This is a genomic window from Williamsia serinedens (assembly GCF_024171725.1).
Lineage (GTDB): Bacteria > Actinomycetota > Actinomycetes > Mycobacteriales > Mycobacteriaceae > Williamsia_A > Williamsia_A serinedens.
The window spans coordinates 581,482-607,562 of the sequence record NZ_JAMTCG010000001.1 but is presented as its reverse complement, the minus strand read 5'-3'; the positions used below and the strand labels follow the sequence as shown (position 1 = coordinate 607,562).

27 protein-coding genes and 1 pseudogene are annotated in these 26,081 nt (G+C 70.1%); 15 read left to right on the top strand and 13 right to left on the bottom strand.

The annotated features are described in order from the left end of the window. Positions 1 to 3 precede the first annotated feature (3 nt). The 5 genes from LX12_RS02780 to LX12_RS02765 all read right to left on the bottom strand — a co-directional run bounded on the left by LX12_RS02780 (position 4) and on the right by LX12_RS02765 (position 3,648). Entirely contained in the window at positions 4 to 618 is a 615-nt protein-coding gene (locus tag LX12_RS02780) for a class I SAM-dependent methyltransferase (protein WP_253652948.1), read from the bottom strand. Between the two features lie 63 nt (positions 619 to 681). Then, positions 682 to 1,716: an LLM class flavin-dependent oxidoreductase gene (locus LX12_RS02775; RefSeq protein WP_253652947.1), complete on the bottom strand. Its 1,035-nt coding sequence runs from the start codon at positions 1,714 to 1,716 to the stop codon at positions 682 to 684. 5 nt (positions 1,717 to 1,721) lie between these two features. Then, the gene (locus LX12_RS21870; RefSeq protein ID WP_301284038.1) at positions 1,722 to 1,853 is read right to left on the bottom strand and encodes a hypothetical protein; all 132 of its coding nucleotides are present in this window, start codon (positions 1,851 to 1,853) and stop codon (positions 1,722 to 1,724) included. A 38-nt stretch (positions 1,854 to 1,891) separates the two neighbouring features. Beyond that, positions 1,892 to 3,031, bottom strand: a complete 1,140-nt coding sequence (locus LX12_RS02770; RefSeq protein ID WP_253652946.1) for a metallophosphoesterase — start codon at positions 3,029 to 3,031, stop codon at positions 1,892 to 1,894. Positions 3,032 to 3,069: 38 nt separating this feature from the next. Beyond that, positions 3,070 to 3,648, bottom strand: coding sequence for a TetR/AcrR family transcriptional regulator (locus LX12_RS02765; RefSeq protein WP_253652945.1), 579 nt, complete (start codon positions 3,646 to 3,648; stop codon positions 3,070 to 3,072). Between the two features lie 100 nt (positions 3,649 to 3,748). Here LX12_RS02765 and LX12_RS02760 point away from each other — a divergent pair, with 100 nt between their 5' ends. Further along, positions 3,749 to 4,363 (top strand): NAD(P)H-dependent oxidoreductase, encoded by a 615-nt coding sequence (locus LX12_RS02760; RefSeq protein WP_253652944.1) that lies wholly within the window; start codon positions 3,749 to 3,751, stop codon positions 4,361 to 4,363. A gap of 24 nt (positions 4,364 to 4,387) precedes the next feature. Further along, entirely contained in the window at positions 4,388 to 4,684 is a 297-nt protein-coding gene (locus LX12_RS02755) for a DUF503 domain-containing protein (RefSeq protein ID WP_253652943.1), read from the top strand. 57 nt (positions 4,685 to 4,741) lie between these two features. Here LX12_RS02755 and LX12_RS02750 read toward each other — a convergent pair whose 3' ends face one another. Next, positions 4,742 to 5,206: an SRPBCC family protein gene (locus LX12_RS02750; RefSeq protein WP_253652942.1), complete on the bottom strand. Its 465-nt coding sequence runs from the start codon at positions 5,204 to 5,206 to the stop codon at positions 4,742 to 4,744. Positions 5,207 to 5,367: 161 nt separating this feature from the next. Here LX12_RS02750 and LX12_RS02745 point away from each other — a divergent pair, with 161 nt between their 5' ends. Continuing rightward, the gene (locus LX12_RS02745; protein WP_253652941.1) at positions 5,368 to 6,090 is read left to right on the top strand and encodes an aquaporin; all 723 of its coding nucleotides are present in this window, start codon (positions 5,368 to 5,370) and stop codon (positions 6,088 to 6,090) included. A gap of 104 nt (positions 6,091 to 6,194) precedes the next feature. Continuing rightward, the gene (locus LX12_RS02740) at positions 6,195 to 7,652 is read left to right on the top strand and encodes an MFS transporter (protein ID WP_253652940.1); all 1,458 of its coding nucleotides are present in this window, start codon (positions 6,195 to 6,197) and stop codon (positions 7,650 to 7,652) included. Positions 7,653 to 7,702: 50 nt separating this feature from the next. Here the strand turns inward: LX12_RS02740 and LX12_RS02735 are convergent, their stop codons facing one another. Beyond that, on the bottom strand, positions 7,703 to 8,251 hold the full coding sequence (locus LX12_RS02735; RefSeq protein WP_253652939.1) for a hypothetical protein: 549 nt from the start codon (positions 8,249 to 8,251) through the stop codon (positions 7,703 to 7,705). Positions 8,252 to 8,349: 98 nt separating this feature from the next. Continuing rightward, on the bottom strand, positions 8,350 to 9,234 hold the full coding sequence (locus LX12_RS02730; RefSeq protein ID WP_253652938.1) for an SDR family NAD(P)-dependent oxidoreductase: 885 nt from the start codon (positions 9,232 to 9,234) through the stop codon (positions 8,350 to 8,352). 95 nt (positions 9,235 to 9,329) lie between these two features. Between LX12_RS02730 and LX12_RS02725 the strand changes: the two genes are divergently transcribed. Then, positions 9,330 to 10,040: a cutinase family protein gene (locus LX12_RS02725; protein ID WP_253652937.1), complete on the top strand. Its 711-nt coding sequence runs from the start codon at positions 9,330 to 9,332 to the stop codon at positions 10,038 to 10,040. 499 nt (positions 10,041 to 10,539) lie between these two features. On the opposite strand, the gene LX12_RS02720 is transcribed toward LX12_RS02725, so the two are convergent. Further along, positions 10,540 to 10,740 (bottom strand): hypothetical protein, encoded by a 201-nt coding sequence (locus LX12_RS02720; RefSeq protein ID WP_253652936.1) that lies wholly within the window; start codon positions 10,738 to 10,740, stop codon positions 10,540 to 10,542. On the opposite strand from LX12_RS02720, the pseudogene LX12_RS02715 reads away from it, so the two are divergent. From LX12_RS02715 to LX12_RS02705, 3 genes and pseudogenes are all read left to right on the top strand, one after another. After that, positions 10,685 to 10,801 (top strand): annotated as a pseudogene (locus tag LX12_RS02715) (hypothetical protein); the annotation flags it as partial. The gene LX12_RS02720 and the pseudogene LX12_RS02715 overlap by 56 nt on opposite strands. 109 nt (positions 10,802 to 10,910) lie before the next feature. Beyond that, on the top strand, positions 10,911 to 11,522 hold the full coding sequence (locus tag LX12_RS02710) for a lipase family protein (RefSeq protein WP_253652935.1): 612 nt from the start codon (positions 10,911 to 10,913) through the stop codon (positions 11,520 to 11,522). A gap of 147 nt (positions 11,523 to 11,669) precedes the next feature. Further along, positions 11,670 to 12,965 carry a lipase family protein gene (locus LX12_RS02705; RefSeq protein WP_253652934.1) on the top strand — a complete coding sequence of 432 codons (1,296 nt, stop codon included), beginning with the start codon at positions 11,670 to 11,672 and terminating at the stop codon, positions 12,963 to 12,965. A gap of 4 nt (positions 12,966 to 12,969) precedes the next feature. Here the strand turns inward: LX12_RS02705 and LX12_RS02700 are convergent, their stop codons facing one another. After that, entirely contained in the window at positions 12,970 to 13,617 is a 648-nt protein-coding gene (locus LX12_RS02700; RefSeq protein WP_253652933.1) for a GyrI-like domain-containing protein, read from the bottom strand. Between the two features lie 122 nt (positions 13,618 to 13,739). Between LX12_RS02700 and LX12_RS02695 the strand changes: the two genes are divergently transcribed. Beyond that, positions 13,740 to 14,660, top strand: a complete 921-nt coding sequence (locus LX12_RS02695; RefSeq protein WP_253652932.1) for an AurF N-oxygenase family protein — start codon at positions 13,740 to 13,742, stop codon at positions 14,658 to 14,660. An 18-nt stretch (positions 14,661 to 14,678) separates the two neighbouring features. Continuing rightward, entirely contained in the window at positions 14,679 to 16,235 is a 1,557-nt protein-coding gene (locus tag LX12_RS02690; RefSeq protein WP_253652931.1) for an AMP-binding protein, read from the top strand. 18 nt (positions 16,236 to 16,253) lie between these two features. Here LX12_RS02690 and LX12_RS02685 read toward each other — a convergent pair whose 3' ends face one another. Then, entirely contained in the window at positions 16,254 to 16,913 is a 660-nt protein-coding gene (locus tag LX12_RS02685) for an ANTAR domain-containing protein (protein ID WP_253652930.1), read from the bottom strand. A gap of 130 nt (positions 16,914 to 17,043) precedes the next feature. Here LX12_RS02685 and LX12_RS02680 point away from each other — a divergent pair, with 130 nt between their 5' ends. The 4 genes from LX12_RS02680 to LX12_RS02665 all read left to right on the top strand — a co-directional run bounded on the left by LX12_RS02680 (position 17,044) and on the right by LX12_RS02665 (position 20,358). After that, the gene (locus LX12_RS02680) at positions 17,044 to 17,787 is read left to right on the top strand and encodes a dienelactone hydrolase family protein (protein ID WP_253652929.1); all 744 of its coding nucleotides are present in this window, start codon (positions 17,044 to 17,046) and stop codon (positions 17,785 to 17,787) included. Positions 17,788 to 17,863: 76 nt separating this feature from the next. After that, positions 17,864 to 18,997 (top strand): nitronate monooxygenase, encoded by a 1,134-nt coding sequence (locus tag LX12_RS02675; RefSeq protein WP_253652928.1) that lies wholly within the window; start codon positions 17,864 to 17,866, stop codon positions 18,995 to 18,997. A gap of 102 nt (positions 18,998 to 19,099) precedes the next feature. Further along, on the top strand, positions 19,100 to 19,270 hold the full coding sequence (locus tag LX12_RS02670; RefSeq protein WP_253652927.1) for a hypothetical protein: 171 nt from the start codon (positions 19,100 to 19,102) through the stop codon (positions 19,268 to 19,270). A 77-nt stretch (positions 19,271 to 19,347) separates the two neighbouring features. Continuing rightward, entirely contained in the window at positions 19,348 to 20,358 is a 1,011-nt protein-coding gene (locus LX12_RS02665; protein WP_253652926.1) for a fumarylacetoacetate hydrolase family protein, read from the top strand. A gap of 8 nt (positions 20,359 to 20,366) precedes the next feature. Here the strand turns inward: LX12_RS02665 and LX12_RS02660 are convergent, their stop codons facing one another. Beyond that, positions 20,367 to 20,972: a luciferase domain-containing protein gene (locus tag LX12_RS02660; protein ID WP_253652925.1), complete on the bottom strand. Its 606-nt coding sequence runs from the start codon at positions 20,970 to 20,972 to the stop codon at positions 20,367 to 20,369. A 107-nt stretch (positions 20,973 to 21,079) separates the two neighbouring features. On the opposite strand from LX12_RS02660, the gene LX12_RS02655 reads away from it, so the two are divergent. Further along, positions 21,080 to 22,384: a cytochrome P450 gene (locus LX12_RS02655; RefSeq protein WP_253653172.1), complete on the top strand. Its 1,305-nt coding sequence runs from the start codon at positions 21,080 to 21,082 to the stop codon at positions 22,382 to 22,384. A gap of 48 nt (positions 22,385 to 22,432) precedes the next feature. Here LX12_RS02655 and car read toward each other — a convergent pair whose 3' ends face one another. Then, positions 22,433 to 25,966: a carboxylic acid reductase gene (car, locus tag LX12_RS02650; protein WP_253652924.1), complete on the bottom strand. Its 3,534-nt coding sequence runs from the start codon at positions 25,964 to 25,966 to the stop codon at positions 22,433 to 22,435. Positions 25,967 to 26,081 lie beyond the last annotated feature (115 nt).

The window sequence follows — 26,081 nt, the reverse complement described above, 5'->3', positions numbered from 1 at the left end:
CGGTCAGAGGTACCGACCCACGGCCCAGGCGCGAGCGGCGTCGGGTCCGACGACGTCGACCTCGGCCCCGTCGGCGTAGAGCGTGGTCTGCGCGACGACGCCCGTCGCGATCGCCTCGTCCCAGGCCTTGATGACACCTTCCCCCCACAGCCTGTGCGGAAGGAGGTCGTCGATCACCACGACGGTGTCGCTGTCGGCGACGCGAGCCATGTTGCGGATGTCGGCGCTCGCGACCTCGTAGGAGTGGCCGCCGTCGATGAAGATCAGGTCGAACGTCTCGCCCGGATGTGCCTCGGCGAACGCCGGCACAGTCGTGAGCGAGTCACCGGTGATCAGGGTGTGTCGGCCGGGGAAATCCTGGTCGATCTGGGCTTTCGCCCGCGAACCGTAGCTGTGCTCCCCGAGATCGAACGAGGTGACGACGATGTCGGGGTGTGCACTGAGGAAGGCATGGCTGGAGAACCCTGCGTTGAACCCGATCTCGACGACGCGTCGGATCCCCGGAGTGCTCGCCAGGGACGTCAGCGCGGCGAGCTCGGTCGCGTTCGCCGACCCCTCGACGTACTGCCCGTTCGCCCGGGCGTCGTCGACGATGTCCTGTAACTGCTGAAAGCCCATGTGCCCCATCCTGAGACGCGAGGCACCTCGTCAGCCCCGACGACGCCATCCTAGTGCGACGACTCAGCGACCCTGTCGCACGTGGGGTGCCACCTCGGATCCCAGCAACTCGATACCGCGCAGCATCGCGTCGTGCGGGAGCTTGGTGTTCGTCATCTGGACGGTCAGCCGGGCGAGCCCGCCCAGGTCGTCGGACACACGGGCGATCTTCTCGGCCACCGTCTGCGGCGACCCGACGAACATGGCGCCGTGTGGTCCGGCCATCGCGTCGAACTCCGCGCGACCCGGTGCGCCGAAACCGCGCTCCCGACCGATGCGGCCGAACAGGTCGGCCCAGCCGGGATAGGCAGCGGCGACGGCCTCGTCGTCGGTGTCGGCGACGAGGCCGGGTGCATGGACCCCCACCGGGAGCTGTGACGGGTCGAACCCCGACCGTTCGCCGGCCTGGCGGTAGAGGTCGACGAGCGGACGGAAGCGTCGCGGCTCGCCGCCGATGATCGCGACCATCAGCGGCAGCCCGAGCATGCCCGCCCGGATGAACGATTCGGGGCTCCCACCCACACCGAGCCACATCGGGATCGGGTCCTGCACCGGCATCGGATGGACGCCCTGGCCGCGCAGCGACGGCCGGTGGGCGCCGCTCCATGTCACCGACGACGGGTTCTCACGGATCCGCAAGAGAAGGTCCAGCTTCGCGGCGAACAGGGAGTCGTAGTCCTGCAGATCGAGGCCGAACAACGGGAACGCCTCGGTGAACGAGCCTCTGCCGACCACCATCTCCGCGCGGCCGCCCGAGATCAGGTCGATGGTGGCGAACTGCTGGTGCAGGCGCACCGGGTCGTCGGCGGACAGCACCGACACCGCGCTGGTCAACCGGATGCGTTCGGTGCGCGCGGCGGCCGCGCCCAGCAGGACGGTCGGCGCCGAGTCGTAGAACTCGGCGCGGTGGTGTTCGCCGATCCCGTAGACGTCGACGCCCGAACGGTCGGCGAGCTCGACCTCCTCGAGCAGGTGTGCGACGCGCTGGCGAGCGCCGATCTCGCGGCCCGTGTCGTACTCGACGACCGCGGAGACGAAGTTGTCGATGCCGATCTGCATGCGACTCAGTCCGTCTCGTCGTCGTGCGCGTCGAGCTCGCGGGTGGCCATCCCGCCACTGCCGCCGTGATCGGCCGGACCCGGTGCCGGCTGTTCCTTCTCGTCGTCGTCGTGTTCCGGCTTGCTGGCGTCACTCATCGCACCATTGTGTCGCGGCGGGCGGCCGGAGGTGGCGATCAGGCGGCCCGCAGTTCCAGCACCGCGACCTCGGGAGGCGCCCCGACACGCACGGGTGGGCCCCAGGCCCCGGCGCCCCGGCTCGTGTAGACCGCCGTGGAACCGACCCTGTCGAGCCCCTCGACGGTCGGTTGTTGCAGCGGGACGAGGTACCGGATCGGCCAGATCTGTCCCGCGTGCGTGTGCCCGGACACCTGGAGATCCACTCCCCTCTCCGATGCCTCGAACGCCTGGCGCGGTTGATGCGCGACGAGGAACGCGAGTCGGTCCGGGTCACGCCCGGCCAGGGCGCGGTCCAGGTCCGGCTGATACGGGGCGGGTGCGGTGGCGTCGTTGATCCCGACGACGTCGATGCTCGCGCCGCCTCGCTCCACCGAGCGGCGCTCGTTGCGCAGGACGGTCACACCGAGATCGCTCCACAGGTCCAGCCACCGGCCGCCGTCGTCGGCGTAGAACTCGTGATTGCCGCTCACCGCGAACACACCCAGCGGTGCGGACAGATCACGCAGCGGCGCCAGGTCCCCGCCCACCAGCTCGACGGTCCCGTCGGTGAGGTCTCCGGCGAGCACGATCATGTCGGGTGACTGTCCGCGGATCTCGTCCACCACCTTTTGCACGAACGAGGCACCCCGCGCGGGCCCTGCGTGCAGATCGGACACGAGAGCCACACGCACACCGTCGAACTCGGACGGAAGTCGATCCAGCGTGACCGTCGTCCGGGTGACGCGGGGGTCTGCCGCCTCGGCCAGTCCGTAGCCCACCGTCACGAACGAGATGACCGCGACGGTGGCGGACCCGATCCGGTGGACCCGCAGTCGCGCTGCGGTCGAGTCGCGCTCTCGCAGGCCGGCGACGGACCGCATCGTGAGCGTCAGCACGCCGACCAGCACGGTTCCGAGGACCAGGTACAGGACCGCCGCCATCCAGGTCCAGCCCAGGAGGGCGGGCCACCGCGCCCACACGGGATCGAGAGCGCGCCCCGACAGGACGCCGACGACTGCCAGAGTCGTGCCGACGCCGATGACCCCGTCCACCGCGACCGCCACGGCGCGCGGGAGACGGGCCGACCGGACGTAGCGGCGATGCAGCACGGCCACGACGAGGACGAGCATCACCGCGACGACGATCACCTGACCCATGGTGTGGTCGAGGATACGCAGCGCCGAGGGCGTCGGACCTACCGTCGTGATCGAGGACGGCGTCGCGCCACCGTCGACTCGATCACGGACGTGAGCTCGTCGACGGCGGTGTCGCGGTCCATCTCCCCGGCCGCCGCAGCGGCGCCGAGAGCCTCTGCGGCCCCGAGGATCCCCGTCAGGCTCGCCGGTGGGAGCGCGGCGCCGCCCCGGGCGCCGGCGAGGATCGACGTCACCTGTTCGGCGTAGGCGGCGTCCGAGTTGCGCTTGACCTCGGCGAGTTCCGCGGTTCCCTCGAGTGCCGCGGTCACGCCGACCAGTTCACGCCCCTGTCCGACGACGCAGTCCACGAAGGACGCGGCGACCGCCTCGGCTCGTGCAGTCAGGGTCGAACCGGCGTGGTCGACGGCGTCCTGGAGCGCGACGACCTGACGTTCGTCGTACTCCTCGAACAGGGCGGCGAGAAGCGCGGCGCGCGAGGGGAAATGACTGTAGACAACGGGTTTCGTGATGTCGGCCTCGACCGCGAGTCGGGGCAACGTCAACTCGTCGGCACCATGGTCGCGCACGATCGACCACGCGATCCCGATCAGGTGCCGGCGGCGGTCGGGTCGTGCCATCCGTTCACGAGCCATCGGTCCTCGATCCTGTGTACCGCGGGTAACCTACGTTTGGTAACCTACTCGAGGTACACGATAGTCGTCGAAGGGATCGTCTGTCATGACCGCGCTCGTCGTCGTCGCCCATCCCGATCCGGGCTCGCTGACCCACCACGTCGCCCGTTCGGTTGCGGCGAGCATCCACGACCGCGGGGAAGCGGCGCAGATCGCGGATCTCGCGGCGGAGGGATTCGATCCACGGTTCTCGCTCGCAGACCGCCGTCGGTACCGCGACGCCGGGCCGCTTCCTGCGGACGTGCGCGCGGAACAGGCGCGTCTGGACGGTGTGGACGACCTGGTTCTGGTGTTCCCGGTCTACTGGCGGTCGATGCCGGCGTTGCTGAAGGGATGGGTCGACCGGGTGTTCGTCCGCGGCTGGGCCTTCGACGACCGGGCCGTGCCGTTCCGACGCCTGCTCGGTCACCTGACGGTGCACATGGTGATGGTCGCCGGCGAGGACGCCGACGGGTTCCGTCGACGCGGATACGACGTTGCCATGACGACGCAGATCGAGACCGGGGTCCTCGGGTACTGCGGGATGAACTCCGGCGTCATCGCGACCGTGCACGAGTCGGACACCGCTGACGGCGAGGTACTCGCGGCACGAGTGGAGGAGATCGCCGACGCCGTCGGTCGCCGCGCGGTGGCGACTGCCGCCGACGTCGTGGCGGGGTGAGGCGACGGCGTAGCGTCGTCGTCGATGTGGATCGGATGGATCGAGGTCGATTTCCTGCTCGGTGACGTGCACTCGCTCAAGGAAAAGCGGTCGGTGGTGCGTCCGGTGGTGGCCGAGATGCGACGACGGTTCGCGGTCTCGGCTGCCGAGGTGGACCACCTCGACCTCCATCGACGCACGACGGTCGGCGCCTCGGTCGTCGCACCCGACAGCGCGCATGTCACCGAGATCCTCGACCGGATCGAGCGACACGCGGCGAGTCGCCCTGAGATGCAACTGCTCTCGGTGCGACGACGACTCGTCCGCGCCGACGAGATCTGACACCGGAGCGACGACGCCCGCCCCCGCCATCGGCGGGGACGGGCGTGACGGGCGGTGTCAGGCCGTCGCTGCGGCGGCGAGGCGGCCGAGGGTGTCCTGCAGCTGCGCCTCGGTCACCAACGGGAACCCGACCTGCTCCAGCAGCTTCTTGTCCTCCACCTTCGACCAGTCGTAGGTGTGCCGGACCAGCGTCTCGTTCGGGCCCTGGGACTCCAGCTCCCACACCCATTCCCACCCCGGAGGCTCGGTGCCGGCGGGTGCGGTCTTCCACGCGAGCAGCTTGTCCTTGGCGTAGCCGGTGACGTGGTTGTCGGTCTGGTACTGGCCGCCCATGTGGTCACCCTCCATGTTCATGGTGAACACGTCGCCGACTTTCTGGATGCGGTCGGCGTGGTCGACGCCGCGGATGAAGCCGGCGCCGTCGAGCTCCTGGTGGCGCTCCGGGTTGGACAGGACGTCGAAGACGGCATCGACGGGCGCCTCGATCGTGCGCTCGACGGTGACGTGTGTGGTGTCGGTCATGGCACCACACTGCCCGTGATCCACCGGCGCGGCAACGACCCCCGCACCCGTCGCCGCGTGTGGCACAGATCACATCGCCGAGATGGGTGCGGAACCGCATGCGTGCTGCGACTACATCGTCGATCCGGGAGAAGTCCGGTCGACAGGAAGAGGTGGATCCCATGACAGACACGCAGAGTCGGACCCAGCTGCTGACGCCCGTCCTCGCCGAGGCGATCGGGACAGCGGTCCTCGTCATCGGCGGTGTGGGCACCGCGGTTCTCGCCGGCAAGACGGTGGGCACCATCGGTATCGCTCTCGCCTTCGGACTCACGCTGGCCGCCCTGGTCTATGCGATCGGACCGATCTCCGGGTGCCACGTGAACCCGGCGATCACCCTCGCCATGGCCATCCGTCGCCGCATCAGTCCGGTGACGGCGGTCGGGTACGTTGTCGCGCAGGTCATCGGCGCGATCGTCGGAGCGGCGGTCGTGCTGCTCGTGGCATCCGGCCGACCCGGGTACTCGGTCGACGTCGACGGTCTCGGCACCAACGGTTACGGGGCGCAGTCGACCGGCGGATACGGGCTGCTCCCGGTGGCGGTGATCGAGATCGTGCTGACCGCCGTCCTCGTGTTCGTGGTGTTCGCGGCCACCGACTCCATCGCCACCCCGGCGGGTGCGGGCGTGGCCATCGGCGCCACCCTCGTCGTCGCGCATCTCGTCGCGATCGGCATCGACTCGACGTCGGTCAACCCTGCCCGGTCGTTGGGGCCCGCGCTCTTCGCCGGCCGAACCGCTCTGGGGCATCTCTGGGTGTTCATCGTCTTCCCGCTCGTCGGCGGCGTCGTGGGGGCCCTGCTGCACCGAGCGGTCTCCGGTCGCGAGGAGGCGGTCGCGGCCTGAGGCGCCGACGACGAGATCCGCCGACGCCCGGGAGCAGAGGACCGAACCTGTCCTGATTGATTCCTAGCGTCATCGACGTTCGCCCCACACGACAGGAGAACCCGATGACCACAGCATCGATCGACCCGGTTCGCGACGACCCGACGTCGCCGGCCCCGACCACCTCGTTCCCGACGGGCCGTGCGCGCACCATCGCGCTCATCTGCCTGCTCGCGGCCTCTTTCATGGAACTCATGGACGCGACGGTGGTGAACGTGGCGTTGCGGACTCTGCAGGAGGATCTCGGCGCCTCGACCGCGAGCCTTCAGTGGGTGGTGGCGGGTTACCCACTCGCGTACGCAGTGGGACTCGTCCTCGGCGCCCGTCTCGGTGACAACGTGGGCCGCAAGAAGATATTCGTCATCGGGCTCGCGGCCTTCGGGCTCGCCTCGCTGGCCTGCGGCCTGGCCGGCGGACCGGCCGAGCTGGTGGTGTTCCGACTCGTCCAGGGAGCCGCCGCCGCGTTGATGGTCCCGCAGGTGCTCAGCAACATCCAGGTGCTGTACCCGCCGGCCGAGCGCGGGCGTGCGATGGGCATGTTCACCTCGGTGATCGGACTGGCCGCGGTCGTCGGACCGGTGCTCGGCGCGGTGATCACGAGCGGTGACTGGTACGGCCTCGGTTGGCGACCGATCTTCCTGATCAACGTCCCGTTGGCCGCGATCGCGATCGCGGCGGCCCTGGCCTTCATCCCCGAGACACGTGCGGAACGGCACTCCCCCATCACGATCGGTTCGGCCGTGCTCCTCGCGGCCTCTCTGGCCGCGGTGTTGGTGCCGATCACGCTCGGGCCCGAGAACGACTGGCCTGTCTGGGGTTTCGTCCTCATGGCCGTCGGTGCGCTGGGCCTGTCGGCGTTCGCGCGGCGTCAGACCTCTCTCGCCCGCTCGGGTGTCGAGGCGATGGTGCCGCCGGCGCTGTTCACGGCACCGTCGTTCGCTCGCGGCATCGGTGCGTTCGCGCTCCTCACGGTTCCCGTCGGCGGCTACTTCCTCGTCCAGTCACTGCACGTCCAGGCCGCTCTCGGCTGGTCGGTTCTGCACACCGGTCTGATGTGGATCCCGTTCTCGCTCGCGGTGCCGGTGTCCGCGGGCCTGGCGGCGACGGTCCTCGCCGCGCGGATCGGGAAGCACGTCCTGCAGGTGGGCGCGGCGGTGCTGGTGCTCGGGATGGCGCTGATGGTGGTCGCAGAAGGGTCGGCGCACCCGGGTCTGTGGTTCGCGGTCGCGCTGGTCGTCGCCGGTCTCGGCTTCGGGGCCATCGTCGGTTCGTCGGGACTGCTTGTCCTGCACGACGTTCCGGTACGCCTCGCCGGCGCCGCGTCCGGCGTGTTCACGACCGCCCAGGCGCTGTCGGTCGCGCTCGGAGCGGCGGTCGTCGGGACGGTCTACAGCTCCGTCGCGGAGGACCACGGTCTCGAGGCGGGCTACCGTCTGGCGTTCGTCGTGATGATGGGTCTGATCGCCGCGGGAGGGTGCGCGGCACAGGCGATGCCGCAGCGGACGGTGCCGGTCGAGGTCTGATCCCCCGTTCGGGTCCCGCGGGTGCGTGCAGCCCGCGGGACCCGTTCGTGTCAGCCGACGATGCGCTGCACCAGGCCCCGTCCGACCTCCTCGGGTCGGTACTGTTCCGCCGCGAACGACCCGATGGCCACGATCGCGCCCGTCAGTGCCGGGACGGCCCACTGCAGTCGGGCGAGCATCCGCTGCGCCGACGCGACGTCGGCCGGGGTGGACGAGGACGGCTCGGTGCCGCCGGCGGCGGGCACGGCACCGTGGTCGGACACGGTGCTGCCCAGGAGCCGCGACCACCCGGTGACCCCGAGCGCCGCCGCTGTCAGCGCCGTCTTCGTGATCGCCATCGTCGGCACCCCCTTCTGCACCCGTGCGCGTCCGACGTCGTGTTTCATCAGGCCGGCGGCGCCGACGAGGTGCGCGCCGATCGCGGCGGCGTTGACGGGGGTCCACCGATCCCACCCCGCGTTCGTGACCGCCCCCACGGCCTCCGGACGGCCGGCACTCGCAGCCGCGGGGTTCAGTGCCACAGCGTTGGCGAGGGTGCCGCCGAACCAGGCTGCGGCGCCCAGGTCGTGGAGCTGATGGAAGATCGTTGCGCGTGCCATGATCTCGCTTTCGTGGGACGGGTCGGTCGTGTCGGTGGATGCCCGGTGTCGGGCACCCGGAAACGTCGTGTCCGGTTCGTCGGGGAACGTGACGCGCCTCAGCGGGGCGCGTGCCCCCGTGCGACGGCGGGGACGTCTGTCGGTGCCTCGACGTTGCCGGGAGTCGGGTCGAGTCGATCGCGCGTGAAGCTCAGGACGCCCATCATCGGGCGGACCATGACGTCGAACGCCCACGGCAGCAGGCGGTATCCCAGCAGCATCGGCCGGTTGGCCAGACCCACCTGCCGGTCGCGACTGCGTCGGGACGAGATGTCCACGATCGCGCGTGCCATCTTGTCGGGTGGGTCGTTCAGCGGGAGCACGCGCGCGAGCCGTCCGGAGTAGTTGGCCGACAACGGGTAGATCGCCGTGTCGACCGCTCCGGGCCAGATGCCGTGCATGGTGATGTCCCGGTCGGCGCGCGTCTCCTGGCGAAGGATCCGGACCAGAGCGGTGACGGCGAACTTGCTCATCACATAAGGCGACATCAACGGCACGGCGGCGTGGCCCAGGAGGGATCCGACGACGACGAGGCTGCCGCGCCCGCGCTCCCGGAAATGCTGCAGTGCCTCTCGACAGACACTCGCCGCCCCGAGGACGTTCACGCGCAGAACGGCGTCGAACACGTGGGCGGGGATGTCGGTGAAACGCCCGAAGGCGGCGACGGACGCGTTCTGTACGACCACGTCGAGATGGCCGAAGCGGTCCAGCGCGGCGTCGAAGACGCCTCGCACGGCATCGGGGTCACCGATGTCCGCGGGGAGGACGAGGACGTCGGGCGCCCCGGCGATGCGACAGCGGTCGGCCACGTCCTCCAAAGCGGCGCGTCCGCGGGCGACCACCACCAGGCGCGCCCCGGACTCCGCGAAACGCAGTGCCGTCCTCTCCCCGATCCCCCGCGACGCACCGGTGATCAGAACGGTGCGGGATGTCGTTCTCTCCATGCACCGGCGATACCCGCGGCCGACCCGGGCCGAAACCCGGGCGGGCTCGTGGTGACCGCTGCCCCGGGCGGGATGGGTCCCGTACGATCCGTTTCGTGATCAAGCGACTGCTCGCGTCCCTGTCCGTCGGCGTCGCGGTGGCGACCGCCGGTGTCGTCCTCACCGGTGCAGCCCCCGCCTCCGCCGCGCCGTGCTCGAACGTCGAGGTGATCTTCGCCCGCGGGACCGCCGAACCGGCGCCGCCCGTCGGCCTGACGGGTTCGGCGTTCCTCGCGTCGCTGCGATCGCAGCTGCCCGGCCGGTCCGTCGCGCAGTACGGCGTGAACTACCCCGCGTCGGCCAGCTTCACCGACCGCATCGGTACCGCACGCTCCGTCATCACCGGGGTCGAGGACGTTCAGCGTCGGATCGCGTTCCTGGCCTCGGCCTGCCCCGGCACGCGGGTCGTCCTCGGCGGCTACTCGCAGGGCGCTGTCGTCGCCGGGTACGCCGTCAGTCCCAGCGTCACCCTGCCACCGGAGTACCGGACCTACACCCCCCGTCCGCTGGCGCCGGCGCTGCTGCAGAAGATCGCCGCGGTCGTCTTGTTCGCGCCGCCGTCGGCACGGTTCCTCGCCGACGCCGGTGCGCCGCCGGTCGTGGTCCAGCCGGCACTCACCTCGCGCACCGCGCGGTACTGCATCGCCGGCGACAACATCTGCAACGGCGCCCGGCTCGCCGGCCCCGGCCCGCTGCATGTCCTCTACGCGGTGAACGGTGACGTGATCCGTGGCGCGGGCTTCGCGGCGCGGGCGGTACGCGGCTGAACGATCTCCTCTGAGCACCCCGACGACTTCTGTCGTCGGGGTGTTCTCGTCTGCGCCGCGTCCGCTCCGTAATGCCGTTGTGGGACAGTCCAAAGTTCGCCGAGCCGGATGGAGGTTCTCACTGTACGGTCCTCGAGTAATGGTGATCTCACACAGAGATCACCCAGGTCGACGGCACCGGGGCGCCGTCAGGGGGACTCGTGACACATCTCCTGTCGGGTCGGCGGGGCACTTCGGTGCTGATCGTCGCCCTCGTCGTGGCCCTGATGGCCGGCGGCACGGCCGCCGCACAACCGGTGGTCCCCCAGTTGCCTGCGCTGCCGGGGGTCGCGACGCCCCCGTTGCCGCCCGCGTCGTCGATCGGACCGTCCTACTCGGATCCCGGCCCCCTGTACCGGCATCCTGCGAACCTCGCCTCGATGCGCGACGGCGATGTCATCGGGGCCGTCCGCAAGCCGGCCCCGCCGAGGGTGCTGCCCGTCGAGACCTGGCAGATCCGCTACAAGACGACGGACTCGCAGGGCATCCCGATGGTCGGTGTCACCCTGGTGATGCTCCCGTTCCATCGCTCGGCGAAGACTCCGCTGCTGTCGTACCAGATGATCACCAACGCCCTCGGCATGCGGTGCCAGCCGTCGCAGGCGATGTACAACCCGCTCGACTTCTCGGCGTCGCCGGCAGACCCGCCCGGGTTCAACATTCCTCTCTTGCGGGGATGGGCGATAGCGATCCCCGATCACCTCGGTGAGCGGACCAGCTACGGGGCCGTCCGTATGAGCGGGCACGTCGTACTCGACGGCATCCGCGCGGTGGGCTCCGCTGGGACTGGCGAAGTCCCCGGTCGCCCTCGCGGGCTACTCGGGCGGCGGGATGGCCACGGCGTCCGCGGCCGCGCAACAGCCGACGTACGCACCGGACGTCGACCTCGTCGGATCGGTCGAGGGAGGCGTGCCGACCAACCTCGAACAGATGGCCGAGGTCGTCGGCACCGACAACGGACACCCCGCATTCGGTCTCGCCATGGCCGCGGCGCTCGGTCTGGAACGCGAGTATCCCGACCGGCTCCCGGTCAGCAAACAGCTGAACTGGCTCGGGTTGCAGACCCGTGCGCAGATGGCGAACGCCTGCACGAACGAGATCCTGGTGGTCGGATTCGGCAAGACAGCGCGCATGCTCGCACGGAACTTCGACGTGCTGAAGGACCCGGATGTGCGACAGATCCTCCGGGAGAACTCGATCGGGTTCATGCCCGAGACCCCGACGGCGCCGGTGTTCGAGTTCCACTCGCCGACCGATCCACTCATCTCGGTCGGAACGCTGAACCAGACGATGGCCCGCTACTGCCGCGCCGGGACACGCGTCTACCAGTTGGCGACACCCGCGCCCGAGCACCTGAGCGCGGCGGGGGTGGGCTTCCTGCCTGCGTTCCAGTGGCTGCAGGACAGGTTCGACGGCAAGCCGGCCCCGACCACGTGTCGATGAGCGTCTTGTTGCGATGATGCGCCGCACGAGCCCGGGACTGGTACACATCACCGAACTCAACTCCCGTTGTGGCACCGGCCACAACTGAACGCACACTCGCCCCGGTGGCCGCCTCGGCCACGATCGAGGGGGGAACGAGTGCTACCTGTGAGGTTCCGCCGCGTCCGTCGGGTGGCGATCGTCGTCACCGCGGCTGCGGCACTGGTCATCTGCGGCTCGGCGACGGCGATCGCCGCGCCGGTGCCACCACCCGCGCCGGCGCTCCCGGCTCTGCCTGGCGTCCCGACGCCGCCGCTGCCCCCGGCCTCCGAGCTGGGTCCGTCCTACTCCGACCCCGGCCCGCTGTACCGCCATCCCGCGAACCTCGCCGCGATGCGCGACGGCGACGTGATCGGGGCCGAACGCAAGCCCCAACCCTTCCGTGTCGTCCCGTCGGAGACCTGGCAGATCCGCTACAAGACAACCGATTCCCACGGCGCGCCGATGGTGGGTGTGACCCTCGTGATGGCGCCGCTGAACCGGCCCGCGAACGTGCCGCTGCTCTCCTACCAGATGATCACCAATGCCCTGGGGATGCGGTGTCAGGCCTCGCACAGCGTGTACACCTCACTGGACTTCTCGGCGTCCCCGGTCGACCCGTGGGGCTTCAACTTCGCGTTGCTGCGCGGGTGGGCGATCGCCGTGCCCGATCACCTCGGCGAGCGCTCGGCGTACGGCGCCGTCCGCCAGAGCGGTCACGTCATTCTCGACGGGATCCGGGCCGCGACACGGTGGGCTCCGCTGCGGCTGCAGAAGTCCCGGGTCGGCATGTCCGGGTACTCCGGTGGCGGGATGGCGACCGCGTCGGCCGCGGCGCAACAACCGACGTACGCCCCGGACGTGAACCTCGTCGGCTCGGCCGAGGGTGGCGTACCGACGAACCTCGAGCAGATGGCCCAGGCGATCGGCACCGAGAAGACGCATCCCGCGTTCGGGCTGGCGATGGCGGCGGCACTGGGCCTCGAGCGTGAGTACCCGGAGGAACTGCCGATCAGCAAGCACCTGAATTGGCTGGGGTTGCAGACGCGTGCCCAGATGGCGAACGCCTGCACCAACGAGATCCTGACCGTCGGTTTCGGCAAGACGGCTCGGATGCTGGCGACGAACTTCGATCTGCTCAATGACCCGTCGACGCGAAAGGTGTTGCGGGACAACTCGATCGGCTACATGCCGGAGACACCGACCGCGCCGATCCTCGAGTTCCACTCCCCGACCGACCCGCTGATCTCGGTGGCGTTCCTGAACCAGACGATGGCCCGGTACTGCAGCGCCGGGACTCGCGTGCTCCAGCTGTCGACGCCCGCCCCGGAACATCTCAGCGCCGCGGCGATCGGCTTCTTCCCCGCGCTGCAGTGGCTGCAGGACCGGTTCGACGGCAAGCCGGCCCCGACGACCTGTCGCTGACCGGTCACGGCGCGGGCCGGACCGGTTGCCGCAGGATGGTGCGCAGCCGCTCCGGGGCCGCCCGACGCGGGTCGCCGAGATAGATCTCGTGGTGGCGGCCGGTCATCGTCAGGCCGCGCTCCGGGATCTCCACGTCGTGCATCCTCGCGAGAACCGGACCCTCGGCGTCGTAGGGGCCGACGTGCAGGGTCTGCATCACCAACCCCTCGTCGAGGTCGTCGTGGCGCAGATCGGCGAGTCGCAGGCCGCGGCCCCGTGCCGCGACCGCATCGGCCGCCGCCGCGACGTCGTCGGCGTCGAGCCAGGGCGCGACGAGCATCAGTACGGTCCAGTGCCACCGGGACTTGTCGCGCCGGGTGGTGAACGCTGACGGGTCGTCGGCCCACCACAGCGCCTCGAGCGGCATGACCCGCACATCCGTCCCGTGCCGGTCGCGACTGCGTGACCTCAGGGCGTAGGCCATCGGGTAGAGGGTGGCCACGGCGTCGGTGTAGGCCGGTTCCGTGTTGGGGTCGCCGCGGCCGTCGATCATCAGACAGCGCACACGCGGGATCTCGACGAGTGAGAACCGGTCGCGTCGTGCCGAATAGCCCGGCACCTCGCGACGGAGGTCGACGGTGGTCAGGTCGGATCCGCGGGCTGGTCGGTCCACGGCGATCACCGTAGTGCCGCTGCCCGCCGGTCGCGGCGCTCCGGTGAGTGTCTGTTCCCATCGGTCACAGACACAGCTACGATGACATCAACCAATGGCACTGTGGGCGATGGGAGCGATGTATGACGACGCTGGCAGGGACCGATCCGGCGCCCAGTCGGGTGGACGCGGGGATGGACGAGGTCGCGCAGCGTCTCGTCGACTCGTCGCTGGTGGCGTCGCGCAACGCGATGACCGAGATCGACTGGACCGCTCCCCTCGACCCGGACAAGCACGGGTGCAGTCCCGAGTGGTCGGCGTTGTACGGCACCGCCTACTGGGAGGAGCTCACCGACGATCAGCGCGTCCGACTCACCCGGCACGAGATGGCGTCGGTGATGACCATCTGCGTGTGGTTCGAGATGATGCTGCAGCAGTTGGTGATACGCGACCAGCGAGCCGTCGCGGCCCACTCCCCCGAGTTCACGTTCGCCATGACCGAGATCGCCGACGAGTGCCGACACTCGCTCATGTTCTCCGCCGCCTCGCAGCGCATCGTCGGGCGGTCGTACCACCCGTCGCCGAAGGTGGCCCGGATGGGGCGGGTGTTCATGAACGTCGCCCGGGGCGAGGTGGCCTATGCGGGCATCCTGGTCGCCGAGGAGATCCTCGACGTGCTGCAGCGGGGATCGCTCGGCGACCCGCGGGTGCTGCCCCTCATCCAGACGGTCAACGAGGTGCACGTGCTCGAGGAGTCCCGCCACATGCGCTTCGCGCGCGAGCAGGTGCGCGAGGCGATGGTCGGCGCCGGCCGATTCCGCAGGGCGAGCAGCGCCGTCCTCGTCGCGCTGGGTGCGGAGATGATCGTCATCAACCTCGTCCGACCGCAGGCATTCACCGACGCGGGACTCGACAGACGGCGCGCCGTCGGCGAGATGCTGGCCAACGAGCACCGCCACGCGATGCTGCGCGGGAGCTGTGTGCACCTCATGCAATTCCTCGACGAGGTCGGTCTCCTGACGCCGGCGGCGAGCCGGATATATCGCCGGTGCCACCTGCTCTGACCGGTCTACCATCGCAGGATGGCCGGACTGGACACGCCGCTCACACCCCTGCGCTTCCTCGAGCGAGCCGCCGAGGTCCACCCCGATGCGGAGGCCGTGGTCGACGGCGACCGCCGCATCACGAACTCGGAGCTGGCCGACGCGGCGCAACGCCTCGCATCGGCGATCCGCGCATCGGGTGTCGGGGCGGGTGAGCGCGTCGCGTTCCTCGCGACCAACCGACTCGAACTCCTCGTCGCGCACTTCGGGGTGCCGCTGGCCGGTGCGGTCCTCGTCGCGGTCAACACCCGCCTCTCACCGCAGGAGGTCGCATACATCTGCGAACACTCCTCGTCGCGGATCCTGTTCGGCGACAGCGATCTCCTGGCCGCGCTCGACGGTGTCGACCTCACCGTGTCCGAGGTCGTCGACCTCGACACGGGCCACGAGGAGTTCCTCGACCGCGCGACCGACGAGCGTCTGGCGTGGGAGGTCGAGGACGAGACCGCCACCATCACGGTGAACTACACCTCCGGCACCACCGGACGACCCAAAGGCGTCATGTACACCCACCGCGGTGCGTACCTGAACGCGCTCGGCGAGATGCACCACCAGGGATTCGTCCACGGGAGTCGGTACCTGTGGACGCTGCCGATGTTCCACTGCAACGGGTGGTGCACCACCTGGGCCGTGACCGCCGCGGCAGCGACACATGTGTGCCTGCGCGCGGTGCGCGGCGACGCGATCTGGCGACTGGTCGACGACGAGCGGATCGACCACCTGTGCGGTGCGCCGACCGTCCTCACCACCCTCGCGACCGCCCCGCATGCCCACCACCTCGACCGGCCGCTGACCGTCGTGACCGCCGGTGCCCCACCGAGTCCCACGGTGGTGGGCCAGATCCGCGACCTCGGCGCCACCCTCGTCCACGTGTACGGGCTGACCGAGACCTACGGGCCGTACTCGATCTGCGAGCCGCGCGACGAGTGGTCGTCGCTGACCGCCGACGAACTGAACGTCCAGATGGCGCGGCAGGGCGCCGGGATGATCACGGCCGATCGGATGCGTGTGGTCCGGCGTGAGACGGCCGACGACGGGACACTCGTCGACGTCGAGCCCGACGGGGTCGAGATGGGCGAGATCGTCATGCGTGGCAACGGGGTGATGAAGGGGTACCTCGACGACATCGACGCGACGGCCGAGGCGTTCGCCGGTGGTTGGTTCCACTCGGGCGACCTCGGGGTCATGCACCCCGACGGCTACGTCCAGCTGCTCGACCGCGCCAAGGACATCGTGATCTCCGGGGGCGAGAACATCTCGACCATCGAGGTCGAACAGGCCCTCGCATCCCACCCCGACGTCGCCGACGTCGTGGTCATCGGTGTGCCCGACGAGAAGTGGGGTGAGCGGCCCAAGGCGTTCGTCGTGACACGCGAGGACGCGTCGGTCGACTCCGACACCCTCGTCGCGCACGTCCGGGCGCGGCTGGCCGCGTTCAAGGCGCCCCGCGAGATCGTCTTCACCGACGCGCTCCCTCGGACGTCGACCGGCAAGGTCCGCAAGAACGCACTGCGCGAGGCGGAGTCGGCAGGCTGACGTCCTCGCCGAGGGTGGTCAGTCGTTCTCGTGTGCGGTCAGCAGGATGTTGTCGAAGGCGGCCCGGTCGGAGTCGCCGAGGGTCACCGACGACGGGACATCCCGCACGACGGCGGCGGCGAGGACCCGGACCTTGGTGTTCGTGTGCTGGGAGCGCCACGCCAGCACGTCGTAGGCGTGACGGTCGCCGAATCCGTAGGCCAGCATCATCATCCCCTTCGCCTGCTCGATCACCGAGCGGTGCTCCACGAAGTCGCTGACCTCGGCGTCGAGGTTCTCCAACGCCTCGTCGAACACGGTGGTGACGTCGACCACGTACCCCGACACACCCACGACGGCGCCGTCGTCGGTGGTGACGCGGTCACCCACGATCACCACGTGCCGAGGCACGTTCGCCCGGTCGGTGATCCGATGTCGCGTCGCGCTCGGGCGTCCGGCGGCCGCGAGCCGTTCCATCGCCGCACGGATGTCCGCGGTGTCCAACGGTCCGGCGGTGCTGTCGACCGGCGTTGTGGGGGCGGAGGTTTCGTCCTCGCGCGGGGCCCCGGCGCCGTCGAGCAGCGCAGTCAGGGACGCCGACAACTCCCACCGGGAGTCGGCGAGGACGTATCGGAATGCACCCGCGGTCGGCGGGACCTCCGGCTGCACACCGGATGTCGGATGGGCTGAGTCTGCCAACGGCTGTTCCTTCGCATGCAAAGAAGAATCACCGGCGCCGAGCTCCTATACCGCCGAGGGAGCACTTTACCCACCCTTCGGAAATGCTCGGTCGCACCCTGCTCCGGCGTGGCGGCGCTACCGTCGAGGCATGCTGCTCACGACGATCCCCGCGGGTGACGGGGACACCGAGGCCCACATCGCTCGACCGCAGACGGGGTCCGGGCCCGGGGTGGTCCTCTTCATGGACGCGATCGGGGTCCGGCCGACGCTGATCGAGATGGCCGAACGCATCGCGTCCTGGGGATACGTCGTCCTCACCCCCAATCTCTTCTACCGCGACGGCGCCGTCGACGACGTGCGCCCGCACGACGACCTCCGTGTCGACGGCGCGCGCGACGCGTTCTTCGCGACCGCGATGCCGCGGGTGGGCTCGCTGTTCCGCCAGGACCTCGCCGGTGACCTCGATGCCTACCGGACGGCGGTGCAGAGCCTCGACGGCGTGACGGGCTCGACGATCGGATGTGTCGGGTACTGCATGGGCGCGCGGGTCGCGACGTTCTTCGCCGCGCGGCACCCGGAGGTGGTCGCTGCGGCTGCCGGGTTCCACGGCGGCGGCCTCGTGACCGACGATCCCTCCAGCCCGCATCGACAGCTGGCCTCGGCCACGGCGGAGTTCGTCTTCGGCCACGCCGACAACGACTCGTCGATGCCCCCGGAGGCGGTCGCCGAACTCGGCCGCGCGCTCTCCGACGCGGGTCTCACGGCGACCAACGAGATCTACCCCGACGCTCCACACGGCTATTCGATGGCCGACACCTCGATGTACCAGGAGGCGGGCGCGGAGCGGTCGTTCGCCGAACTCGAGGCGTTGTTCGCCCGCACCCTGCGCTGACGTCCGGTCGGGTTCCGTCGCCGGCCGCCGTGACCTAAACTAGAACACGTTCTAGCTTTGGCCCGAGAGGACGACCGTGCACACACCGCTCTGCGACACCCTGGGGATCGAGTACCCGATCTTCGCGTTCACCCACTGCCGCGACGTCGTCGTCGCGGTCAGCAAGGCCGGCGGCTTCGGCGTGCTCGGTGCCGTCGGGTACACGCCCGAGGAGCTCGAGGTCGAGTTGCGGTGGATCGACGAGCACATCGGCGACCGTCCGTACGGCGTGGACATCGTGATCCCCAGCAAGTACGAGGGGATGGACTCGAACCTGTCGGGGGACGAACTCGCGGAGATGCTGCGGTCGATGGTCCCGCAGGAGACCCTCGAGTTCGGCCGCAGGTTGCTCACCGACCACGGTGTCCCGCTCGCCGAGGGTGACGACAACAGCCTGCAACTGCTGGGGTGGACCGAGGCCACCGCGACACCGCAGGTCGACATCGCCCTGCAGCACGACAAGGTGCGGCTGATCGCGAACGCGCTGGGCACCCCACCGGTGGACATGATCGAGCGGATCCAGGCGACCGGTCGCAAGGTCGCAGCCCTGTGCGGCTCCCCGTATCAGGCGCGCAAGCACGCCGACGCCGGTGTGGACATCATCATCGCGCAGGGCGGTGAGGGCGGCGGCCACTGCGGGGAGGTCGGCTCGATCGTGCTGTGGCCGCAGGTGGTCAAGGAGGTCGCACCCATCCCCGTGCTCGCCGCCGGTGGCATCGGCAGTGGGCAGCAGATCGCGGCGGCGCTCGCGCTCGGCACACAGGGCGCGTGGTCGGGGTCGCAGTGGCTGATCGTCGAGGAGTCGGCGAACACGGCCCGACAGCAGCAGGCCTACATCGACGCGTCGAGCCGGGACACCGTGCGCAGCCGGTCGTTCACGGGCAAGCCGTGTCGCATGCTGAGGAACGACTGGACCGAGGCCTGGGAGAAGCCGGAGAACCCCGACCCGCTCGGCATGCCCCTGCAGTACATGGTCTCCGGCATGGCCGTCGCGGCGACGCACAAGTACCCGGATCAGACCGTCGACGTCGCGTTCAACCCGGTCGGACAGGTCGTCGGCCAGTTCCGCAAGGTCGAGAAGACCTCGGCCGTGATCGAACGCTGGGTGCAGGAGTACCTCGAGGCCACGAGCACGCTCGACGAGATCAACAGCGCAGCGGCCGGCGTCTGAGCCTGCCGGCGCGGCGGCGCCGCGCGACCTCTGTCGGTGGATGACGGACCCCGTCGGAGGTCGTTACCCTGGTCGGCCGGAATCCCGACGGAAGGAGGAACGATGACCATCGATCCCGATGCGACCGATCCCGACGCCGGTGCTCTGCCCGTGGACTCCGTCCCGGACAAGCCGGTCCCGGAGGGTGCCGAAGGTGACGTCCTCGAGCAGGAGTTCGTCGTCGACGTGGACGACGACGAGTACCCGCACGCCGCCGAGGTGCAGGAGGACTGACCCCGGTTCCTCAACGCCTGTAGATTCGGTGAGGACGGTGGGCGCCGCTCACCGCCGACGGCGTGGGAGGTCGCACGATGCGTGTCCGACGGATCTGCGACGGTGACCGTCGAGTGGTCGCCGTCCACCACGGTCCGAGCGACACGTGGGTCGACCTCGACGCGGCGGCGGCCGTGTTCGACCGGTCGGTGCGCGGGCCGCTGACGCAGGACCTGGTCGACCTCCTCGCCGCCCGTGAACGCGGGCGGGACATGGCGCAGCGTCTCGCCGACCGTGCGGTCGGCGAACAGGTCGCGATGGTCACCCCGGCGCCGGCGCTCCCCGTCGACGTCACGTCTCTGCGATGTTTCCTCGGGTGGGAGAAGCACTGGGTACAGGCGGCCCACAGCCTGGTGCGCCGGAACCTGCGCGCGGCATGGCCGTTCATCCGCGCCTACGAGACCGTCGGGCGCCGGACCTTCCCCGCGCTGCGACCGGGAGCGGCCTTCGGCGACCATCCGGACTACTACACCGGCAACCACCGGACCATCCGCGCCGACGGCGACGAGATCCCCTGGCCCGACTACACCGACCTGCTCGACTACGAGCTGGAGTTCGGCGTCGTCGTGGACCACCCGATCCGCGACGCGACCCCGGCGCAGGCGACCGCGGCCATCGGCGGCTTCGTCGTGTTCAACGACGTGAGCGCCCGCGACGTCCAGTGGGACGAGCACCGCCGAAGCTCGTTCGGCCCGGTCGTGAAGACGAAGACCTTCGCCAGCACCATGGGCGCGGTGATGGTGACCCCCGACGAGATCCTGCCCCACCTCGACGACCTCGACGCGTCCGTCGTCGTGGACGGCGAGACCTGGGCCTCGACGTCGACGGCCGGGATGCGGTGGTCACCCGGCGACTGGCTGTCCTACGCCTCCCGCGGGGAGGAGATCGGCCCCGGCGAGCTCGCCACCTCCGGCACCCTGCCCTCGGGGTCGGGCCTGGAGATCGACCGGTGGATCAGACCCGGCCAGACGGTGACGCTGTCCATCGACCGCATCGGATCGGTGAGCAACCGCGTCGGGGCTCCGTCGACCGCGAGCACGCCGCGGTGACGATGCGGTCAGCGGGCGGTCGCGACCACGCGTTCGACGATCCGCACCACGGTGTCGAGTTCGGACGCGTCACGCGGTGCGTAGAGGAAGAGGTACCCGTCGGGCAGTCGGAGCAGCGGTCGGCCGGCGAGCGGATGCCGCTCACCCCATCGCGCACCGACGATCGTCGCGACGTCGGACGGCGCCGCGACGACGTGCAGCGATCCCTGACCCGGGTGGACGTGGGCGACCTCGCCGCCGGAACGGCGAGCCCACGGCGACAGCGGGTCGTCGACGACCACGGCGTCGTGGTGGCGTTCGAACCGGCTGCGCGCGAGCCGGTTCCCGCTCTCGCGGCCGAGCGCATCCACCCGGGCGACGAGGTCGTCGACGATCGAGGCGTCCGGGATCTGGTCGAGTTGTCGGTGCGGCACCGGGTACGGGGCCATCGCCGGGCGGGCTCCCCGGTCGGGCAGGGACAGGTCCGGGGACGGCGCGGGATCACCTGCGACACTCAGGGTGTCGCGACCCAGCCTCCCGAGCGCGGTCGTGGCCGCCCAGCCGAGGGGGTTGGCTGGGAGGCCGCCCGGACCCAGTGCCCGCCACGCCCGGTAGTCCGCCACCATGGCCCGCATCCCGTTCCTCCGATGTCGTGGGTTCGACGAATGACCGCACCGTCATCCTGGGGCATCATGGCGACGAGCGCGACGACCTCATCCACGACGACCGACGGGATCCGACGATGAGACTGATGCTGCGATGGTTCGTGATGCACGGCTTCCTGCGGCTGCTGGCGGGTCGCGCGGCGGCCGCGGGGGACCTGCAGGCGCGCCTCATCGGTGACCCCGGGGTCCGCGAGGACCCGACGGGCCTGTTCGCCGACATCCGTGCGCGCGGCCCCGTCGTCCAGGGAAGACTCGCCGCTGTCACCGTCGACCACGCGGTCGTGCACGAGGTGCTGCGGTCCGACGACTTCCGCACGATCATCCTCGGGTCCCGACTCCCCGGGCCGCTCGGGGCGATCGAACGGCGCACCCGCTCGACCGCGCTGCACCCACTCCGTCCCCCGTCGCTGCTCGCCACCGAACCGCCCGAGCACACCAGTTACCGGAAGATGGTCTCGTCGGTGTTCACCGCGCGTGCCGTCGCGGCGATGCGGGAGAACGTCGAGGACACCGCGCGGCGACTCCTCGACGACCTCGACGGGACCACCGGGACCGTCGACATCGTGGAGCGCTACTGCGCCAAGCTCCCGGTGACCGTGATCGGCGACATCCTCGGCGTCCCGGAGTCCGAGCGCGACCAGGTGCTGCACTTCGGCGAACTCGCCGCCCCCAGCCTGGATCTCGGGCTCCCGTGGGGACAGTTCCGTCGGGTGGAGCACGGCATCGAGGGGTTCAACGAGTGGCTCGCCGACCACCTCGCGACATTGCGCCGCTCCCCCGGTGACGACCTGATGAGCCAGCTCATCACCGCCACGGACAACGGGGTGTCGCTCACCGAGGAGGAACTGCGCGGGATCGCGGGACTCGTGCTCGCCGCCGGTTTCGAGACCACGGTGAACATCCTCGGCAGCGGGATCGACCTGTTGACACACCATCCCGATCAGCTTGTGCTGCTGCGGGACGACCCGTCGTTGTGGCCCAACGCCGCCGACGAGATGCTGCGTCTGCGTTCACCGGTCCAGCTCACCGCCCGCTCGGCGGTGCGACCCACCACCGTCGGCGAGGTGTCCTTCGACCGCGGCGAACTCATCGTCCTGGTGCTGGCGGGCGCCAACCGTGACCCGGCGGTCTTCGCCGACCCCGACCGGTTCGACGTCACCCGCCCCAACGCGAACAAGCACCACTCGTTCTCCGGGGGACGACACTTCTGTCTCGGTGCGGCGCTCGCTCGCGCCGAGACCGAGGTGGGTCTGCGTGCCCTGTTCGACCGGTATCCCGACCTGCGGGAGGCCGGACGGCCCGTCCGCCGCGACACCCGTGTGCTGCAGGGCTATTCGTCGATGCCGGTGACACTCGGCGAACGCAGCGGCGCGCACGCCTGACGCACACGGACCCGGTCGACGACGTCGACCGGGTCCGCGCGGCGGCGCTCAGGCCAGTCCGAGCGACCTCAGATCCGAGACGTACTTGGTGATCAGAGCGTGCGACAGGTGCGGGATCTCGCCGCCGTCACCGAGTCCCGCGTCCGCGACCGCGGCGACGAACCGCGTCGACGGGATCGCCGACCCGCGTTCGGGCTCCTGCGGCGCCCGGTAGGCGTCCATCAGCGGCGCCACCGATGCCTGACGGATGCGTTCGGGGAGACCGCGAATCGCTGTCTCGAACCGGTCGACCCAGGTCTCGTGGTCGTCGATCCGGGTGATCCGCACGCCGTCCTCCTGCATCCAGTCCACGACCGTGTCGAGGGAGATGCCGTCGTCGTGCGGGTTGACCACGTTGAAGGTCTCGAACCCCTTCGACACCGCCACCCCGAGCTGGGTGATCGCCCGGGCGGTGAAGTCGGCGGGCAGACCGTCGTAGTGCGCCCGCGACCGTGACCCGTCCGCCTCGCGACGGTAGAACGACGCCGGCGCGAGCCCGGTGGCGAGCACGGTGAGGACCAGCCGCGAGAACACGTCGGGGACGTTGAGCTGACCGGTGAACGTGCTGTGGGCCAGGATCATGTCCGACCGGAAGACCGCGACGGGGAGCTCGCACAGGTCGTGCGCCTCCCGCAGGAGGACCTCGCCCGCCCACTTGCTGGTGCCGTACCCGTTCGCGTACGAATCGGCCACGGCCCGTTCGCTGCTGGCCTGCCGGATGTCGAGATCCTCGTCGAGGACGTCGGGTCCGCCCTGCTCGGCGACGCCCACCGTCGACAGGTACGTGACGGGCTTGCGCTGCGTCGTCAGGGCCAACCGGATGACCTCGGCGGTGCCGACGACGTTCGGGCCGAACAGCTGGTCGTAGGGAAGGACGTGGTTCACCAGGGCCGCGGGGTGCACGATGCGGTCGACGACCTGCGCGAGTCGTGTCCAGGTGGTCTCGTCGAGACCCAGACGGGGGCTCGCGATGTCGCCGGCGAGCACCTCGAGTCGTCGCCCGGCGAGTTCCCGGAACCGGGCACTCAGCGTCGCGTCGCCCGAGTCGAACACCGACTCCAGACGACGGCGAGCGTCGGCGGTGTCTCGGCCGCGGACGACACAGACGAGGGTCCCGTCCAGCGCGTCGAGCCGCTCGAGCCATTCCAGGCACAGGAATCGGCCGAGGTACCCGTTCGCGCCGGTCAGGAGCACGGTCGTCGGCGACTCCGGTGCGGCGGGGAGGGTGGGTGCCGTCTCGAGGAGGTCGGCGTCGAGGAACTTTTCCAGCGTCAGATCTGCTGCTCGGACCGTCGAGGCTCCCGCCCCGTGGACGGAGGCGAAGGTGGGCACCGCGTCGTCTCCCGAGCGGACGGCCTCGATGTGCGCGGCGATGGCACCCATGTCCGTCGCGGCGCCCATGAGCAGGCCGACCGGCACCTCGACCTCGAAGATCTCCGCCAGGAGGGTGGAGAAGCTCAACGCGGACAACGAGTCCCCGCCGAGATCGGAGAACCGGGCGTCGGCCGACAGCGCCGACGTCCCACCGCCGATCACCGCGGCGGCCGCCCGGCCGACGGTCTCGACGACGGGCCGATCCGCCGCCTCACGACGCAGGCGCCGCAGTTCCTCGGTCTGACCGTCGGCGAGATCGCGGTACATCTGTTCCAGACGGTCCCCGTAGTGCTCGATCAGCTTGGGCCGCAGGACCTTGCCGACACCGGACAGCAGTCCGTTGTCGCGGCTGAACGGTGTGTGCTCCACGATGACGTCGCGGGGGATCTCGTAGGAGTTGAGCCCGGCGTCGCGCCCGCTCGACTTCAGGGCGTCGACGATGGCGTCGTGCAGCGCGGCCTCGTCGGCAGCCGCGGCGACGGCCTCGTCGGTGGGTACGACGACCGCCAGCAGGAACGACCGGGAGCTGTTGCCGTACACGAAGATCTGTCCGACGCCCGGCGCGGCGGCGAACACGGCCTCCACACGGGACAGTGCGACGAACTCGCCCTGTGCCAGCTTGAGGACGTTCTTCCGACGATCCAGGTAGACGAGGTGGTCGGGACCGAGTTCGGCCATGATGTCGCCGGTCTGGTACCACCCGTCTGCGTCGAACACCTCCGCGGTGGTCTCGGGACGCTTGTAGTAGCCGGGGAACATCGACTCGGACTTGATGAGGAGCTCGCCGCGGGGATGCGGGGAGTCGTCGACGTGGTAGCCGAGTTCCGGGACGTCGACGAGCTTGTAGTCGATCACCGGCGGGCGGGTGATGTGTCCGTCGATCAGCACCGACCCCGCCTCGGTGGAGCCGTAGCCGTCGATGAGATGCACGTCGAGGCAGTCGGCGATGAAGTCGGCCATCTCCGGCGCCAGCGGCGCCGTCCCGCACATCGCCGAGAGCACGCGGCCGCCGAGGACCTCGTCGCGGATCGTCTGCATCACCTCGGCCCTCAACCGATCCGACGCGTCGCCGTCGGACGCCCGACGGTCCAGCGCGCTGACGTACCGCTGGTGGATCATGTCGCACACCCGCGGGACGAGCATGAGGTCGGTCGGGCGCACGAGGGCGATGTCGTCCATGAGCGTGGACAGGTCGCTGGCCGCGACGAAGTACGCGGTGCCGCCGGTGGCGAGAGTCTTCGCGAGGAGGGCTCGACCGGCGACGTGGCTCATCGGCATGTAGTTGACGGTGATCCCTGGCAGGGTCGGATCGCCGGTGAACCAGAACGTGGTCCACAGGCGGCGGACACCCTTCACCGGGTACATGGCGCCCTTGGGTGCCCCGGTGCTGCCGGAGGTGTAGATGAGGTTGGCCAGGTCCTCGGAGTGGTCGACGCCGTCGGTGCCGAATGCCGGTGCCGCCGGCAGGTCTCGACCGCGGGCGAGTACCTCGTCGATGGTCTCGACCGCGATGTCGGCGTCGCGCAGTGCCGCCGTGGCCTTCTCGACGGCGCGGCGTTGTGCGTCGTCTCGAGAGTCGTGGTCGAACAGGACGACGCGACGGGGTCGGTGGTCGGTCGTCGCGAGCTCCACGACGTCGTCGATGTGGTCGATCCCGACGGCGAGCACGGTCGGTGTCGTCTCGGCGAGGATCGGCAGGAGCTGCGCGGGTGCGGAACTGGTCTGCAGCGGGACGGTGACGAGGCCGAGGTGGATGCATGCGAGATCGAGCGTCGCGTAGTCGACGCTGGTGAAGCCGAGGGTGGCGACGAGCTCGCCGGCCTCCAGCCCGTCGGAGTGCCAGGCCGCGGCGACGGCGCGGACACGGTCGGCGAGGTCGCGGTAGGACACCGTCTCGAACTCGTCCCGCAGACGGACGGATGCGGACCCGTCGTCTCCGGTGACGACCTCGGTGGCGCGACGCCCGAGCGCAGGTCGGTCGGCGTAGGTCGACAGGATCTCCTCGATGACCTGCGCGAGGGGGAGGTCGCTCGCCAGGACGCGCTCGGCGAGGTCGGGATCGGGCGCCGCGTCCCGGAACTGCGGGTCCGTGTCGACGAGTCGCGCGCGGCGCTCGGCGATACGCCGGTCGCGGGCCTCGTCGGTGGTGGTGACGTCGTTCGTGGTCATCGGTGTCCTCCTGTCACTCCCCTGGTGCGCAAGACCAGACACTCACCCTGATCGTGAGCTTAGTACAACTAATTACTAACCCCGGTGCGGATATTCCGCCAGGACGGTGTGACCA

What these genes read in the sequence shown, in the direction of transcription:
- LX12_RS02780 (WP_253652948.1), bottom strand. Translation starts at nt 618, where the DNA reads ATGGGCTTTCAGCAGTTACAGGACATCGTCGACGACGCCCGGGCGAAC.
- LX12_RS02775 (WP_253652947.1), bottom strand. Translation starts at nt 1,716, where the DNA reads ATGCAGATCGGCATCGACAACTTCGTCTCCGCGGTCGTCGAGTACGAC.
- LX12_RS21870 (WP_301284038.1), bottom strand. Translation starts at nt 1,853, where the DNA reads ATGAGTGACGCCAGCAAGCCGGAACACGACGACGACGAGAAGGAACAG.
- LX12_RS02770 (WP_253652946.1), bottom strand. Translation starts at nt 3,031, where the DNA reads ATGGGTCAGGTGATCGTCGTCGCGGTGATGCTCGTCCTCGTCGTGGCC.
- LX12_RS02765 (WP_253652945.1), bottom strand. Translation starts at nt 3,648, where the DNA reads ATGGCACGACCCGACCGCCGCCGGCACCTGATCGGGATCGCGTGGTCG.
- LX12_RS02760 (WP_253652944.1), top strand. Translation starts at nt 3,749, where the DNA reads ATGACCGCGCTCGTCGTCGTCGCCCATCCCGATCCGGGCTCGCTGACC.
- LX12_RS02755 (WP_253652943.1), top strand. Translation starts at nt 4,388, where the DNA reads ATGTGGATCGGATGGATCGAGGTCGATTTCCTGCTCGGTGACGTGCAC.
- LX12_RS02750 (WP_253652942.1), bottom strand. Translation starts at nt 5,206, where the DNA reads ATGACCGACACCACACACGTCACCGTCGAGCGCACGATCGAGGCGCCC.
- LX12_RS02745 (WP_253652941.1), top strand. Translation starts at nt 5,368, where the DNA reads ATGACAGACACGCAGAGTCGGACCCAGCTGCTGACGCCCGTCCTCGCC.
- LX12_RS02740 (WP_253652940.1), top strand. Translation starts at nt 6,195, where the DNA reads ATGACCACAGCATCGATCGACCCGGTTCGCGACGACCCGACGTCGCCG.
- LX12_RS02735 (WP_253652939.1), bottom strand. Translation starts at nt 8,251, where the DNA reads ATGGCACGCGCAACGATCTTCCATCAGCTCCACGACCTGGGCGCCGCA.
- LX12_RS02730 (WP_253652938.1), bottom strand. Translation starts at nt 9,234, where the DNA reads ATGGAGAGAACGACATCCCGCACCGTTCTGATCACCGGTGCGTCGCGG.
- LX12_RS02720 (WP_253652936.1), bottom strand. Translation starts at nt 10,740, where the DNA reads ATGTTGAACCCGGGCGGGTCTGCCGGCGACGCCGAGAAGTCGAGCGGG.
- LX12_RS02710 (WP_253652935.1), top strand. Translation starts at nt 10,911, where the DNA reads ATGGCCACGGCGTCCGCGGCCGCGCAACAGCCGACGTACGCACCGGAC.
- LX12_RS02695 (WP_253652932.1), top strand. Translation starts at nt 13,740, where the DNA reads ATGACGACGCTGGCAGGGACCGATCCGGCGCCCAGTCGGGTGGACGCG.
- LX12_RS02690 (WP_253652931.1), top strand. Translation starts at nt 14,679, where the DNA reads ATGGCCGGACTGGACACGCCGCTCACACCCCTGCGCTTCCTCGAGCGA.
- LX12_RS02680 (WP_253652929.1), top strand. Translation starts at nt 17,044, where the DNA reads ATGCTGCTCACGACGATCCCCGCGGGTGACGGGGACACCGAGGCCCAC.
- LX12_RS02670 (WP_253652927.1), top strand. Translation starts at nt 19,100, where the DNA reads ATGACCATCGATCCCGATGCGACCGATCCCGACGCCGGTGCTCTGCCC.
- LX12_RS02665 (WP_253652926.1), top strand. Translation starts at nt 19,348, where the DNA reads ATGCGTGTCCGACGGATCTGCGACGGTGACCGTCGAGTGGTCGCCGTC.
- LX12_RS02660 (WP_253652925.1), bottom strand. Translation starts at nt 20,972, where the DNA reads ATGCGGGCCATGGTGGCGGACTACCGGGCGTGGCGGGCACTGGGTCCG.
- LX12_RS02655 (WP_253653172.1), top strand. Translation starts at nt 21,080, where the DNA reads ATGAGACTGATGCTGCGATGGTTCGTGATGCACGGCTTCCTGCGGCTG.
- car (WP_253652924.1), bottom strand. Translation starts at nt 25,966, where the DNA reads ATGACCACGAACGACGTCACCACCACCGACGAGGCCCGCGACCGGCGT.